Below are 14,972 nucleotides of genomic sequence, written 5' to 3' on the forward strand. Positions count from 1 at the left end.
CATCAATGAGACAGCCCCTATTTTTTAGCTTTTTACTTCTTGTATTTGTTCAACCTTACATCCTTCAAAGTCAATATCAAGCCGCTCAACATCACAGTTTGAAAATTCACTGGAAAGCTTCTCGGCTAAATAATCACCTTTTCCTTTTTCAGTGAAGCAAATGACCGTAGGGCCGGCTCCGCTTAAGGCTGAGCCATATGCACCAAGGTCACGAATTTTTTCACGGACAGCCTGAATTTCCGGGATCAGACTGCTTCTGTACGGTTGATGAAAAAGATCCTTATTCATCATGTCCCCAGCAAGCTTCCAGTTGTTCGTAAGCAGTCCTGCTACAAGCATATTGCTAATCGCACTAGCTTCAACGGCTGTTTTATAATCAAGCGATTCAGGCAAGACGTTTCTCGCATCACTTGTAAAGACCTCATATTTAGGAATAATCACAACGGTATCAACATCGATATCCTTTACACAAACTAATTCGGTTTGCTCTTCTTGGTGAAGACCGACAACTAGACCTCCGTATAAGGATGCCCCGACATTATCCGGATGACCTTCTTCAAGACTGGCAATTCGCGCCTTTTCGTCATTCGTTAATTGCAGATTGCAAAGCTGATTAGCAAGCTCGATTCCAGCAATAATCGCTGCTGCACTGCTGCCGATTCCCCTTGCCATCGGAATATCGCTCCATACTTTTACCTCGCATGGAGGCAATTGCTGATGATGCAAAGAGGCAACCTCAATGGCTACCTTTGCAATTAGATTATCTTCATTAGCAGGAATATCTTTGACATGCTCTGTCATTGGGATAAAAAGAAATTGATCGGCTTTCTTTACCTCAAGTGTTAAATATTTACCGAGCGCAAGCCCAATTGAGTCAAATCCAGGACCTAAATTAGCTGTGCTGCCAGGTACTGTAATTTTTAACATGTCGCCTTCTTTCATCGGACTGTTACCCCGTTTAAATACTGCATGAAGACTTCTTCATCATTTGGAAGCACAACCGGTTTGATTTCAGAAACATCGATGGCTGTGTTTGGATCTTTTAAGCCGTTTCCAGTTAATACAGCTACAACCTTGCTGCCTTCTTGAATTAATCCTAATTTACGATGCTTGATGAGACCGGCGATTGAAGCACAAGAACCAGGTTCAGCAAACACACCTTCCTCACGGGCAATTAATTGGTAAGCTGCCAAGATTTCTTCATCTGTAACCGAATCAATTTTTCCATTTGACTCTTCTTTTGCTTTTACAGCTGTTTCCCAGCTTGCCGGGTTTCCAATGCGAATCGCTGTTGCTACTGTTTCAGGGTTTTCGATTGGTTCACCGCGAACAATCGCTGCTGCACCTTCAGCTTGGAAGCCATGAATCTTAGGCAGACCTGTTTGTTTCTTTTCATTGTACTCTTTAAATCCTTTCCAGTATGCTGTAATGTTACCAGCATTTCCAACTGGGATAGCAAGGTAATCCGGAGCGCTGCCGAGCTGCTCACAGACTTCAAATGCAGCTGTTTTTTGTCCTTCAATTCGATATGGATTCACTGAGTTTACTAATGTAATCGGCAATTTTTCACTTAAGTTGCGAACCATTGTTAACGCATGGTCGAAGTTCCCTTGAATTGCATAAATTTCTGCTCCGTACATAACTGCTTGCGCAAGCTTCCCAAATGCAATCTTGCCATCTGGAATTAATACAATACACTTCATGTTTGCTCTCGCAGCGTAAGCCGCAGCTGCTGCAGATGTATTTCCTGTTGATGCACAAATGACGGTATCACTGCCCTCTTCCTTTGCTTTAGCAACAGCCATAACCATTCCGCGGTCTTTAAATGACCCTGTAGGATTTGTCCCCTCAGTTTTCACATATAATTCGACACCAAGCTTTTCAGAAAGCTTTGGCAAATGGATAAGCGGCGTATTTCCTTCTTGTAATGTTAATTTTGGTGTTTTATCTGTTACTGGTAAAAACTCTGCAAATTCTTGAATAAGACCCTTCCACATCATATTGAACCGTTCCCTTCTACTCGATACGTACTTTTTACTTCTTCAACTACTTCTAGATCATTTAAACGTTGTAAAATTTCCTCGAAATCACTTTGTGCTGCTTCATGTGTCACAATGACAATTTCAGCTAGATTGCTATTTTTAATTGGAAGCTGAAGGATCTTCTCGAAGCTGACACCTCTCTCAGAGAAAAGAGATGTAATATGTGAGAAAGCACCAACTTGATCTTTTGCACTAATTCTTAAGAAATGCTGTGCGTAAATTTGATCTGGGCTTTTTAGCTGTTTTTCAAATTGAGGTGCGACTGCACTTCTGCCATTGACATCAAGTCTCATATTCTTCATAACACCGACTAAATCAGATACAACAGATGTTGCTGTAGGAAGGCTTCCTGCTCCAGGACCATAGAACATCGTTTCACCAACTGCTTCACCATAAACATACACAGCGTTATATTCATCATTAACCGCAGCTAATGGATGTGTTTCCGGTAATAATGTTGGCTCAACCGCAACTTCAATTTTCCCGTTTTCCTTCTGCGCTATTCCGATCAGCTTCATTGTATAGCCTAGACGCTTGCTGTAGCCGATATCTTCGTCCGTTACAGATGAGATACCTTTTACCTTTACGTCCTCTAAATCAACGTGCATGGAAAAGCCTAAGCGGGCTAGAATCGCCATTTTTCTGGCAGCATCCAATCCTTCTACATCTGATGTTGGATCAGCTTCTGCAAATCCTAGCTCTTGGGCTTCCTTTAAAACATCCTCGTATGCACTTCCATGCTTCGTCATTTTTGTTAGGATAAAGTTTGTTGTTCCGTTAACAATCCCCATCATCTTCGTAATCCGATCAGAGGCTAAACCATCGACTAAGCTTCGTAAAATCGGGATCCCTCCTGCTACACTTGCCTCATAGAAAAGATCACAGCCATTTTCAGTAGCAATCGATAGCAATTCCGTTCCGTATACAGCCATTAAGTCTTTATTCGCTGTTACGACATGTTTTTTTGCTTGTAATGCTTCAATTAAATGTTGTCTCGTTTCTTCAACTCCGCCCATTACTTCAATCACAACATCTATATCAGGATTTTTAATGACATCATCTACATTTGTTGTAAGAATATCTTGATTAATCTGAACTTGTCGAGCTTTATTTAAATTTTTTACTACGACCTTTTTCACTTTTACCGGACATCCAACTTGATGCATAAGCTTATCTTGATGATCCTCGATAATCTTAACAACACCACTTCCAACCGTTCCAAGACCTAAAAGCCCTACATGTATTGCCTCCACAGGTTTCCACTCCTTTATGTTCATCTAGAGAGTACAGTTGTATCCTCATAAAAGACACTATTAATATACTTGTCATTATAAAATGCTAAGAACTGTTTTACAAGGGCGAATTTTCAGTTTTTATTTTGAAAACGCTTCCTACGTTGATATATAAGTATATATTTTTTAGCTGAATTTTTATTAACAGCCAGGTTATTACTATGTAGAAAATTTATTACGATAGTAAAACACTAAAATCTTTTCTTATTTTACAACTACCCTTGTTTTTGGCTCTTCTCCCTTTAAAACAGATGCGATATTTTCCGCACATAAATTCATCATCGTATATCTTGTATCAAAGCTTGCACTGCCAATATGAGGCAATGCTACGACATTGTTTAAGCCAACTAATGGATGATCAGCTTCAATAGGCTCGTTTAAAAAGACATCAAGTCCTGCTCCGGCAATTTCATTTTTGGTTAACGCCTCATAAAGGTCATCTTCATTTACAACGGCACCGCGGCTTACGTTGATAAAGATCGCAGAGGTTTTCATCTTTTTAAATGCCTCTTTATTAAATAGCTCACGTGTTTCTTCCGTTAGCGGGGTTAGACATATTACAAAATCAGCTTTTGCTAACAATTCATCCAGTGAAGCATAGCTGGCACCAAACCTTGATTCCGCTTCCTCATTTCTCGAACGGTTATGATAAAGAATGTTCATTTCAAAGCCTGTCGCCCGTTTTGCAACAGCTTGTCCAATTTTCCCCATGCCAACAATTCCGATTGTTTTATGATGAACATCATGTCCAGCTAGCAGCAATGGTCCCCAGCTCTTCCATTGGTTATTTTTCACAAAATCACTAGCCTCCATTAACCGGCGTGCTGTAGCAAGAATTAAGCCAAATGTCAGGTCTGCTGTCGTATCTGTTAAGACATCAGGTGTATTGCAGACGACAACTCCTCGTTCTTTTGCATAGCGAACATCAATGTTATCAAAGCCAACTGCTAAATTTGCTACCACTTTTAATTGCTTAGCTTCATCTAATAATTGTTTATCAATCGCATCTGACAGCATCGTCAATAATGCATCAGCTTTTTTTGCTTTTTCAAGTAATAATTCTCTTGGACAAGGTATTTCCTCTTCTGGCCACATTTCAACATTTGCAATCTCGTAAAGTGGTTGAAGCTGCTCTTTGGAACATTTCCTTGTCACATAAATAAACGGCCTTGTCAATGTGATCACCTCAGGTTCATAAATTGTTTTTTCTTATTTTACCACAAGATGAACACCGTGACTGATTCATCTGTTTGAATCAGTCACACAAACGATTTGACAGCTTATGAGGATAGCCATTCCAAGCTTGGAAGAACAATCCTTTTTTTCCTCATGGATAACATGTTGGAATAACTCTTTAGAAATAACTCGTACTGATCCGAAGCCGTTAAAATTTCCTTTAGCTTTGCTTCAAAGATTGGTTTATCGTTGTCAGATGATAAATAATAATTTTCTACGCACTCAAAATAGTGGATCGGAAATAATAATCTGCTGTATATCAATCTCCATGTAAATGCGGAGAGCGGAGTGGTGCGATCATAATCATCTAAAAAACGAAAGCCATTTTCCTGCAGCTCCTCTTGTCTTTCAAAGAATAGATGGCGCAAATATTCAGCAATATCTCTACTGGCATGATCAAACACCCAATCAGTCGGTAATTTTACACCTTGAGCAGAGCCCCATGTAGTGGGATGAAAGCGATGGTGGCAAATTGTTCCGGAATCAATTGGCTGTGGCTCCTCATCAAGCTCCGTATCGACCAAATATTGAATTCCATTTTCCGCTAATCCTAAATAATATGGGAATGATTCGATAAACATTTTTTCGAACTGAGTGAAAGGTTGGCTATGAATCTTCCCGCTCCAAAAGGATTCTAATTGATCAAGCCTCCTTTCCCATAAATACTTCCACTGTCCAATTCGTTGTGTTTTGGATAATTGATAGGGATATGTTCTTGCCTTTTGATGAAACCTTGCTAAATTTCTCCCTATCTGCTGATATCTCCCTTGAGTAAACGCAGCGTATTTGACAAGCGCATATTTAGCCTTATCTTTTTCAAAAAACAAGTTGTTTTTTTTCGTTACCACAATACGGGCGATATTAGGCTCTCTTTTTTCCACCATGAATTCACTTAATTGATATAACTCGTACATTTCTTCCTCATCTATATTTGTAATTGGTACAATTAAAAAATCAGTTTGATGAACACGAAAGGAATCGAATTTTCCTATTTTTCTTAGATCCTGGACCTTTATGCCGTACTCTTCATAAATCGCCTTTTTCATTAACACTCCTCCTCAGTAAACAAATTGCCCTTATTCTATCGTAAGCGACGATTCATATGATTATGATTATTTGCTGCAGGGAGAATAGATGTTTTTGTAGAAGAATATAGGATAAAGGTTTATTCTTTCGAAATAGGTTTAAAATGTTAAGGGAAACTTTCATAAAAAAATTTTTTATAGTGTAATATCTTATAGATACGATTCATAAACTAAATAAATGCGCAAAACAAAAAGAATTGGGTGATTTTTAATGAAAAGTGAAGAAAAGATGGATATCGTTGAAAAAACTGCACGAGAATGGATGGTTAAAAGAGGAGTTAAACCCGAAGATATTGCTGACCTCGTATACTTTTTACAAGAAAAGTATCACCCTGATTTATCAATGCAAGAGTGTTTAGAAAATGTTGACCGTGTTCTGACAAAGCGGGAGGTACAAAACGCCGTTCTTACCGGAATTCAATTTGATATATTAGCTGAAAAGGGTCAATTAGAGGAACCGTTACAAACCATTATTGGAACAGATGAAAGCTTATATGGAGTAGATGAAATTTTAGCTTTTTCAATTGTAAATATCTACGGTTCAATCGGCTTCACAAATTACGGTTATATCGATAAGCTTAAGCCAGGTATTCTGCAATATTTAAATGACAAATCAACCGGAAAATGCCATACGTTTTTAGATGATATTGTAGGGGCAATTGCCGCAGCGGCATCCAGCAGACTTGCCCATCGAGCAAGAGATGTAGAATAACGATAGGTAGAGTCTACTAATATCAAAAATAAGGACTGTCTTAACATAGGGGGAATGACCCTTTTAAGACAGTCCCTTTTACTTACTTCAATACACAACGAACATATTCCTCTAAAGAATCCATTGAATAAGTAGGTTGAATCGGATAGGTTTTTAAGTGTTCTTTTGAGGTTACCCCAGTATGAACAAGTAACGTATCGAGTCCACAATTAATCCCAGCCTTGATATCTGTATCATAGTTGTCGCCAACCATCAAGGTTTCGTGTTTTGCAGTTCCCAAAACTTGTAAGGCCTGCTCCACAATAATGCCCTCCGGTTTTCCTATGAAGATTGGCTGAGTATTTGTTGAAACGGTAATTACAGATGTCATGGCGCCGTTTCCAGGTAAAAGGCCTCTTTCTGTCGGAAGCGCAACATCTGCATTTGTTGAAACAAATACTGCACCGTTTCTAACAGCGATACATGCCTTTGCAAGCTTTTCATACGTGATTTCCCGATCAATTCCAGTTACAACAAAATCAGGATCATGGTCGACAAACCTCAATCCCCGCTGTTGCAATGCCTGTTTAAGGCCAATTTCTCCAATTGCATAAACCGTTGCATCCTGCTTTTTCTCCCAAATATAATTTGCTGTAGCCTGACTAGTGGTAAACACACTTTCCTTTGTTGCCTGGATATTAAATTCCTGCAGCTTTTTTGCCACTTGTTCCGGCGTTTGTGAGGAGTTGTTTGTCACAAAAAGATAAGGAAGCTCTTTTTTAGCCAAAAATGCGACAAATTCCCCTGCTGCTTCAATTTGTTCAGTTCCACGATACATGGTGCCATCCAAATCGATTAAATAGCCTTTATACTGCTTCATCTAACATCACTTCTTCCGTTTGGATTTCAATTGAAAGAGGATGACCGAAAATAAGTCACCCTTTCCAATTTATAATGGTTTAAATGCTGAAACAGGTCCAAGTTCATTCTGGATATAAGTTCGAACATTTGTTGGAAACGCTCTAAGGTGGGGCTCTTGAAGAGAAAGAACCTGCACCAGATGATCATAATCAACAGCTAAGTAATCCTGAACAATCACTTTTCTTAGCAGGATGACGTCCTTTAACCCCGCTGCTTCACTGCTGTTTATCACCTTTTCATCTAAAAGGATGTCAATTATATCCTCATAGCTTCCCGGGTCTCTCATAATAAAACCATCAATCATAGCATTTCCCACATCCAGAATGGTTTCAATGCACATATGGCAGATCCTCTCAAGAGCCGCTCTTTCGATATCACTAGTCCAATCTTTTTGCTTGGCAAATAGTTCGACCTGTTTATCAAGATAGTTCAGCTTTGCTTCTATTAATTCACGATCAACAAAATACATTATCATTCACCTTCCTTATACTAACACAACTCGATCCTTCTCAAGCCTCCCAGGCTTCGCATAAAAGTAACCTTGAGCTAAATCAACCTGATTTCGCAGCAATACATCTGCCTCTTCCTTTTTCTCAATTCCTTCTGCAACAACAAGGGACCCCGCTTCCTTTGCAATCAAAATTAAGCCCTTTAACATGGATTCCTTTAGTTTGTTCGTATCAATATCTTGAATGACAGAACGGTCTACTTTTATAATATCTGGCATTAATTCATTGATAGTATGCAGACTTGAATAACCTGCACCCGTATCATCTACAGCGATCCGAAATCCTTTTTGACGCAGTTGCTTTATATTATCAAGGAAAAAGGCTAATCCTTCAATCGAATCACGTTCGGTTACTTCAAAAATAAGCTTTGTAGGCTCGATTTCAGGAAATTCCTCTAATAATTTTTCTAGTGCAGGTATAAAACGTTTATTCCCAAGAGTAATGGGTGTGAAATTTAAAAAGATGTCATCCAAGCACCCAGCTTTACTAATCAACTTAAATGCTTTTTCCAACACTAATAGCTCTAAATCATAAATAAGGTTGGATTGTCTAGCAAGCGAAAACAATTGAAGAGGTGTTTCCAAAGCGGTTCCTTTTGGCCCTCTCGTGAGAAATTCCCAGGCAATAATTTCATTTTTCGGTAAATCAATAATAGGTTGTGCCAATAAGGTAATTTGCCGCTTTTGAATGATTTGCCGCACCTCTAATAATGTATTGATATACCGGGAATGTATTCGCTTTTCCGCCATTGCGACCGCTTGCTGCTGTGCGATATACAATGCATCCTGTGTCGTACAATACTGCCTTTCAATAAACATATAACCAATATCAAACGTATGCTGAAAATATGGATATTTTGTATTTATCCACCTTTCCAGCTTTGGCATCATCGTTTTTAACATGTTTTCAATATGTATGACCCGATGCTTTTCACTTTGAATCCTCAAAAAAATCGTTAATCCATCACTATAATAATCATGAACAATAATTAGATCATCTTTATAAGCAGAATCCTTAAAAATAAATTGAAACCCTACTCTTAGTTCGTCTTTGTATTCATGTAATTGAGCGAGTTCTAATTGTTGGGAAAACTCCTTAAGATTTGAAATCGATAACACCACAACTGCCACTTGCTGACCATTAGACAGCGCATCTATAACCCCTTCTAAAACAGGATCTCTTAAGACAAACTTGGGTGGGAAATAACGTAATTTTTGGTGTGGCAGAAATAACTTGCTCCACTTTTTCACCCTCTTGTATTGCTTTTCCCAAAATCCAGTGGCCATAAGCATTCAACCCTTCTGGTAGTCACCGCAGCGTAATCATATTTTACCACAAATATGGATATTTCGACTTATTTCTTGGAAAATTTAATTAGAAAAGCGCAAGGTGCTAAGCATTCGGCGACAAGTATAAGGCGAATAGGAATAGAAGCTGTTCTTTACCTTCCATTCCGATTTGACTAGGGCGCCCTTATCTCTTGATTGCACTTGCATGTCCTATTCTTCGCCGATGGAGCCTGAAGCTAGACACAAACATTACGTACAAAAGTTTTAAGTTTGTATACATCTATAGATTGATGATCTTTTTAGCTTCATTCAATACCCACTATTTGATATGATGAAAATACCTTTTAAAGAGGACTTAGAAAGGGGATAAAGGATGTCTGAACGGTTTTTTTTATATGATGATACTGTTGAAACGAAGACAAGATTTGTAAGCTTTATGGGGGAAAACCAGCGATTTGATCTGGCCATTATCCAAAGTGACCGTTACTACGGGAAGCATATCGTTCTTGATATACAAAGTAATCGCTTTGCCATTATCGGCGAGGATGACTTAAAAGAACCAGGCTATTTAGAATATGCATACAAGCTTAAGGAAGAAGATGCGGAAGAACTTCGAGATTTTTTATATGAAATTATTTAGGGATTACAAAACGTGGCTTTTTTTACTTAGCCACGTTTTCTTTTAACATACCTTATTTTTTTATTTTCTTCAGGACAAAATAAGCACATCCAAAATTGCAGTATTCAAAAATATATTCATCAAGTGTACTTATCTTCGTGTCATAGGATGCTTTTTGATTTTGGTCATCAAAGAATCCGCGCAGCCTTAACTGACTATACCCCCAATCACCAACGATATAGTCATATTTATTTAAGATATCACTGTATCTTTCTTTAAAGACTTCTTCATTAAAGCCGTTTCTTTCCTCTTTAACCAACTCAAAGCATTGGTTTTGTACAACGATCATGTTCTTTATCACCCCATCCATATTCCTTATTCTTATCATAATCTATACATGCCTAACCATCAATTACTAAGAAAAATTCAAACCGCTTTGGTCATCCTAAAATTGAGGGGGTGCTAATATTGATAAAATTAAAATTAGCCATAAGTGTCATTGGTCTATCGCTTTTATCGGCTTGTCAGTATGGTGCTGAAGAAGATGCTCAATTAATGCACGAAAGCGGTAATACAATAAATGTACAGGACCGTACCGATCTTTACAATGAAGAAGGACATCCAAATGGAGATGATTCGAATACAGCAAACTTTGGATACGTTCGACATCAAAAGAGCGGGATTCCTCAAGATGTCGCCCATACACCTACACCTGGCATTAATCGGGAACAAACCGCGAACACGATAAGCAGCTTAATTGTTCAGCTTCCTAACGTACAGGATGTTGCTACATTAGTAACAGATGAAGAAGTATTAATAGCATATAAAACAGATTCAAAAAATCGTAATGATACGGCAGACCAAGTAAAGAAAACCGCGATATCTGTCGTTCCCAGATATTACCACGTCTATGTGTCTGATAACGCCAATATGATTCAGCAAATCGAGGCATACAGCCCGCTCGATTCAAATAGCCGCGATATTAATCAGATTTTAGACAAGACAATTAAAGAAATGCTTAAATCTCCGCAGGGAAAGCCTCTAAATAAAGGTGAGAATCCTAATGGAGAGGGTTATGGCGAAACAAACGAAGAACTTGATGATGATCAAAAGGATCAATATGAAAAAACGCGCTATAACAATGAGAGAAATAAATAATGGTATGAAAAAAGGAAGAGACTCTCTTCCTTTTTCCCTTTACGCCTGTGCTTGTCTTTGTTTTGCTGCTGCGTTTACTTGCTCATCTGCATGGTAGGATGAACGTACAAGCGGGCCAGCTTCACAATGGCTGAATCCTTTGCTTAGTGCAATGTCACGTAACTCTGCAAATTCATCCGGGTGATAATATTTTTGCACCTTAAGATGTTTTTTCGTCGGCTGTAAGTATTGACCGATCGTCATAATATCGACATCATTTTCTCGTAAGTCATCCATTGTTTCAATAATTTGTTCCTTTGTTTCCCCTAAACCGATCATTAAACTTGATTTTGTCGGGATTTCAGGCTGCATTTCCTTTGCCCATTTTAAAAATTGCAACGATCTTTCATATTTAGCACGTGCCCGAACTCTTGGTGTTAGCTCACGAACTGTTTCAATATTATGATTTAAAATATCCGGCTTTGCATCCATGACCATTTTCAGATTCTCATAAACACCGCCTAAATCCGACGGTAATACTTCGACGGTTGTAAATGGGCTTTTACGACGAATAGCACGAATAGTTTCAGCTAATACATTCGCACCGCCATCCTTTAAATCGTCACGAGCTACCATTGTAATAACAGCATGCTTTAAATTCATTAAAGCAACAGAATCTGCCACACGTTCTGGTTCAGCTAAGTCAAGCTCATTAGGAAGACCTGTTTTTACTGCACAGAATCGGCATGCGCGGGTACATACAGAGCCTAAAATCATAAAGGTTGCTGTTCTTCGTACAGCCCAGCATTCATGGATATTTGGACATTTCGCCTCTTCACAAACGGTATGTAAGTTTTTCTCTCTCATTAGCTTTTTTAAATCTGTGTAATTTTCGTTCGTATTTAATTTTATTTTTAACCATTCTGGCTTACGTAAGTATTCTTCCTTTTTCGCCATCTGATTCATCTCCAATTACATAATCTCATTTTCCCTAAAAAATAATATATCCGTTTCCACTTTAACATATGAATTCAAGCTGGACAAGAAAAGGTGCTTATGCAATTTCTAACATTTGCTATTAATGAAAAAGCACCCCTAACACCAAACTAGTAAGAGAAACTTCCAAGTAATTAGGTTAGTTGATCTTATCCGGCATTTACTGGCAGTTGTATCCCTAATATTTATTTGCTTGCTGCTGGTATAACTGCCAGCACATACGGGATCTATGAAACCGGCTGAAAGGAGCTTATTACTGTGCGCAAATTTCTCAGTACCATTTTTATCTTTACGGTGATATGTTTTTCAGTTCAACCTCTGGCTTATGGTGCTGAAACTGAAACAGACCAAAATCAAGAATACAAAAGGCTAATGAGCTTGTATAAAAAAGTTGAAACTATTACTACGATACCATGGTATGTCTTAGCTGCTATTGATCAATATGAACGAAATGTCCGCCATTCACGCAAGGACATTCCCAAAGCTGATGGATTGATTGAAATCTATATCAAACCAGAAGCATGGGCCGGACCGCTTAATCCGAATAAAGAGGATACAAATCCTAAAAGCATCGGGTTATTCGGAGGAATTGGCGAGGACGGAAATGGTGACAATCGCGCTGACCCGACAAATGATGAAGATGTACTTTATTCATTTGCTCATTATTTGCAATCCTATGGAACAGATCTCGACAATTTAAAAATTGGGTTATGGGATTATTATCAACGGGATAAAGCAGTTGGACTTATTATGGGGCATATGAAGCTATATAAAAAATATGGCCACTTAGACTTGGATAAGCACGCCTTCCCTGTTCCCCTAAACCACAATTATAGCTACAAAAACACATGGGGTGATGCTCGCGGCTGGGGCGGCAGAAGAATTCATGAGGGCACAGATATTTTTGCAAGTTACGGAGTACCTGTTAGGGCAACATGCTATGGGGTAATTGAAATGAAGGGCTGGAATCGCTATGGAGGCTGGCGAGTTGGAATACGGGACATTGATAATACGTACCATTATTTCGCCCATTTAAATGGTTTTGCTGACGGATTGCAAACAGGACAAATTGTCGAACCGGGACAGTTAATCGGTTCTGTAGGAAGCTCTGGCTATGGTCCCCCTGGTACCGCAGGAAAATTCCCGCCTCATTTGCATTATGGACTTTATAAGGATAACGGGAGAACAGAATGGTCATTTGATCCTTATCCTCACTTAAAGGCATGGGAGCGTGCAGAAAGAAAAAGAAGATAGGCCGACACATGCAGTCAGCCTATCTTCTCTGTTTATTTATTTTGTTTAGCCTTAATAACTGCATTGGTAATACTTGCAGCCAAACCTCCCCAAATAACCACAATACCAACTACCATCATTGTAATTGCAGATGCACTCATTATTGTGATACCTCCTTATTTGAAGAAGCTATTTTATTTTTACGTCTAATTGATAGGAGAACTCCTGCAAAGATAGCTCCTAGCGCAACTGTCCAGCCCCAATTAAATAGAAATTCTCGTGGATAACCTTCATATTCGCTAGTAAGGTTTGTTCTTAAATTATCAAACATCATGTAACCTAAAACAATTGGGGTGATGACTGAGAGGCAGATTCTCCACCATGCACCAAGCTGAATGTCAGATATATCATTCGCATGCTTTTGCAGATTTTTTAATTCCTTAGCAAACCAAGCAATAGCAATTACTTCAATGAATCCAGCTAATGTAATTCCAAATGTATTGATAAAATAATCGACAGAATCCAAGAAGTACAGTCCGCCTCTTGTTGCAAATACTAAAGAAGCAAGCGCCGCTAAACCTCCACCAATTGTAACAGCCTTTGTCCGTGAGACATGAAACTTCTCTTGAATTCCGGCAACATATGTTTCAATAATAGAGATTAAAGAGGTTAAACCAGCCAAAATTAATGAACCAAAGAATAAGAATCCAAATAGTCCGTTAAATGCTGGAAACTCATTGATAATTTGCGGGAATACAACGAATGCAAGACCCACTCCAGAGGAAACAACCTCTGCAACAGGAACCCCTTGTTGTGCTGCCATAAACCCAAGAGCACTAAATACACCGATCCCAGCTAAAACTTCAAATGCCGAGTTTCCAAATCCTGTAATAAAGGCATTGTTCGTCAAATCTGATTTCTTTGGAAGATAACTTGAATAAGTAATCATAATAGCAAAACCAATTGATAAACTAAAGAAAATTTGCCCGTAAGCTGCAACCCAAACTTTACCGTCTAAAACCTTACTCCAATCTGGTTTGAAAAAGGCTTCTAAACCTTGGACTGCCCCATCTAATGTAAGAGCCCGAATCACGATAATTGTAAACATAACCACTAAAAGTGGAATAAAGACTTTATTTGCTGCTTCAATTCCTTTTTTAACCCCGGCATACATTACACCCAATGTCACAATCCATACAACTATAATCGGTATCAATACACCTGGAACCATACCACCGAATTGTCCTGGCGTTTCTGCCAACTTTAAGTATTCTCCAAAAAGAAAGCCTTCTGGGTCACTTCCCCAGTTTTGATTAAATGCAAACACAGAATAAGAAGATGCCCATGCAATAATGGCAGGATAATAACAAGAGATAACAAATGCAATCGCAATTTGCCACCAGCCCAGCCATTCTTTTCCTTTGCTTATTTTCGCAAACGTCATCGGTGATGAACCGCGATATTTATGCCCTAAAGCAAACTCTAAAACTAGTAATGGGATACCAGCAGTTAAGAGCGCGAATAAATAAGGTAAGAAAAACGCTCCTCCTCCATTTTCGTATGCTGTCGCTGGGAAACGCCATATATTTCCTAAACCAACGGCCGAACCGACAGCTGCTAAAATAAACCCTGCCCTTGTCCCCCACTGTGGACGATTTTCCATCTTTTTTCCTCCTTTTCAAATTCACCTAAAATGTGGAAACAATTTGAAATTATATAATTTTCTGATTATTTATTATAATCTATACATAGTATAAATGGACTTTATGCCTATGTCCACAAAAAATTCTAAAAAATATTATTTTAATATGATATTTTCAGAAGTTTCACATTTTTCAAAATAGAGTATGAATAGATTCAACTTATTCCTTATAATCACTTATTTCCCCTTTTGCTTATTACTCCTGTAAAGCATAAAACCA

16 protein-coding genes are annotated in these 14,972 nt (G+C 38.5%); 4 read left to right on the plus strand and 12 right to left on the minus strand.

Going from position 1 to position 14,972, the window contains the following annotated elements; all coding sequences use genetic code 11:
• Positions 1 to 24: 24 nt before the first annotated feature.
• From thrB to yutH, 5 genes are all read right to left on the minus strand, one after another.
• A complete protein-coding gene (thrB, locus tag ACSVDH_RS23640; RefSeq protein WP_439251590.1) occupies positions 25 to 942 on the minus strand; it encodes a homoserine kinase in 918 nt (305 codons plus the stop codon).
• Positions 939 to 1,997 (minus strand): threonine synthase, encoded by a 1,059-nt coding sequence (gene thrC / locus ACSVDH_RS23645; protein WP_299087584.1) that lies wholly within the window; start codon positions 1,995 to 1,997, stop codon positions 939 to 941. Before thrC ends, thrB begins: the two co-directional genes overlap by 4 nt.
• The gene (locus ACSVDH_RS23650) at positions 1,997 to 3,295 is read right to left on the minus strand and encodes a homoserine dehydrogenase (protein WP_299087443.1); all 1,299 of its coding nucleotides are present in this window, start codon (positions 3,293 to 3,295) and stop codon (positions 1,997 to 1,999) included. The genes thrC and ACSVDH_RS23650 overlap by 1 nt, the downstream gene beginning before the upstream one ends.
• 243 nt (positions 3,296 to 3,538) lie before the next feature.
• Complete coding sequence (locus tag ACSVDH_RS23655; protein WP_299087445.1) at positions 3,539 to 4,510, minus strand: 2-hydroxyacid dehydrogenase; 972 nt, start codon at positions 4,508 to 4,510, stop codon at positions 3,539 to 3,541.
• 104 nt (positions 4,511 to 4,614) lie between these two features.
• On the minus strand, positions 4,615 to 5,616 hold the full coding sequence (gene yutH, locus ACSVDH_RS23660; RefSeq protein WP_299087447.1) for a spore coat putative kinase YutH: 1,002 nt from the start codon (positions 5,614 to 5,616) through the stop codon (positions 4,615 to 4,617).
• Between the two features lie 250 nt (positions 5,617 to 5,866).
• Here yutH and ACSVDH_RS23665 point away from each other — a divergent pair, with 250 nt between their 5' ends.
• On the plus strand, positions 5,867 to 6,367 hold the full coding sequence (locus ACSVDH_RS23665) for a phosphatidylglycerophosphatase A family protein (RefSeq protein ID WP_299087449.1): 501 nt from the start codon (positions 5,867 to 5,869) through the stop codon (positions 6,365 to 6,367).
• Positions 6,368 to 6,449: 82 nt separating this feature from the next.
• Here ACSVDH_RS23665 and nucF read toward each other — a convergent pair whose 3' ends face one another.
• From nucF to ACSVDH_RS23680, 3 genes are all read right to left on the minus strand, one after another.
• On the minus strand, positions 6,450 to 7,226 hold the full coding sequence (gene nucF, locus ACSVDH_RS23670; protein WP_299087451.1) for a 5' nucleotidase NucF: 777 nt from the start codon (positions 7,224 to 7,226) through the stop codon (positions 6,450 to 6,452).
• 69 nt (positions 7,227 to 7,295) lie between these two features.
• On the minus strand, positions 7,296 to 7,736 hold the full coding sequence (locus ACSVDH_RS23675) for a DUF86 domain-containing protein (protein WP_439251589.1): 441 nt from the start codon (positions 7,734 to 7,736) through the stop codon (positions 7,296 to 7,298).
• 15 nt (positions 7,737 to 7,751) lie between these two features.
• Positions 7,752 to 9,062, minus strand: coding sequence for an EAL domain-containing protein (locus ACSVDH_RS23680; protein WP_439251588.1), 1,311 nt, complete (start codon positions 9,060 to 9,062; stop codon positions 7,752 to 7,754).
• Positions 9,063 to 9,438: 376 nt separating this feature from the next.
• Here ACSVDH_RS23680 and ACSVDH_RS23685 point away from each other — a divergent pair, with 376 nt between their 5' ends.
• Positions 9,439 to 9,705 carry a DUF3055 domain-containing protein gene (locus ACSVDH_RS23685; protein WP_439251587.1) on the plus strand — a complete coding sequence of 89 codons (267 nt, stop codon included), beginning with the start codon at positions 9,439 to 9,441 and terminating at the stop codon, positions 9,703 to 9,705.
• 52 nt (positions 9,706 to 9,757) lie between these two features.
• On the opposite strand, the gene ACSVDH_RS23690 is transcribed toward ACSVDH_RS23685, so the two are convergent.
• Positions 9,758 to 10,033, minus strand: coding sequence for a YutD family protein (locus tag ACSVDH_RS23690; protein WP_046512339.1), 276 nt, complete (start codon positions 10,031 to 10,033; stop codon positions 9,758 to 9,760).
• Positions 10,034 to 10,152: 119 nt separating this feature from the next.
• On the opposite strand from ACSVDH_RS23690, the gene ACSVDH_RS23695 reads away from it, so the two are divergent.
• Positions 10,153 to 10,842, plus strand: coding sequence for a YhcN/YlaJ family sporulation lipoprotein (locus ACSVDH_RS23695; protein WP_439251586.1), 690 nt, complete (start codon positions 10,153 to 10,155; stop codon positions 10,840 to 10,842).
• A 39-nt stretch (positions 10,843 to 10,881) separates the two neighbouring features.
• On the opposite strand, the gene lipA is transcribed toward ACSVDH_RS23695, so the two are convergent.
• Positions 10,882 to 11,778 carry a lipoyl synthase gene (gene lipA / locus ACSVDH_RS23700; RefSeq protein ID WP_439251585.1) on the minus strand — a complete coding sequence of 299 codons (897 nt, stop codon included), beginning with the start codon at positions 11,776 to 11,778 and terminating at the stop codon, positions 10,882 to 10,884.
• A gap of 357 nt (positions 11,779 to 12,135) precedes the next feature.
• Between lipA and ACSVDH_RS23705 the strand changes: the two genes are divergently transcribed.
• Complete coding sequence (locus ACSVDH_RS23705) at positions 12,136 to 13,071, plus strand: M23 family metallopeptidase (protein WP_439251656.1); 936 nt, start codon at positions 12,136 to 12,138, stop codon at positions 13,069 to 13,071.
• Between the two features lie 32 nt (positions 13,072 to 13,103).
• Here ACSVDH_RS23705 and ACSVDH_RS23710 read toward each other — a convergent pair whose 3' ends face one another.
• The gene (locus tag ACSVDH_RS23710; protein WP_299087467.1) at positions 13,104 to 13,211 is read right to left on the minus strand and encodes a methionine/alanine import family NSS transporter small subunit; all 108 of its coding nucleotides are present in this window, start codon (positions 13,209 to 13,211) and stop codon (positions 13,104 to 13,106) included.
• Positions 13,211 to 14,713: a sodium-dependent transporter gene (locus ACSVDH_RS23715; protein WP_439251584.1), complete on the minus strand. Its 1,503-nt coding sequence runs from the start codon at positions 14,711 to 14,713 to the stop codon at positions 13,211 to 13,213. Before ACSVDH_RS23715 ends, ACSVDH_RS23710 begins: the two co-directional genes overlap by 1 nt.
• Positions 14,714 to 14,972: the final 259 nt, after the last annotated feature.

It is taken from the genome of Metabacillus sp. Hm71, assembly GCF_051842955.2.
Classification (GTDB): domain Bacteria; phylum Bacillota; class Bacilli; order Bacillales; family Bacillaceae; genus Metabacillus.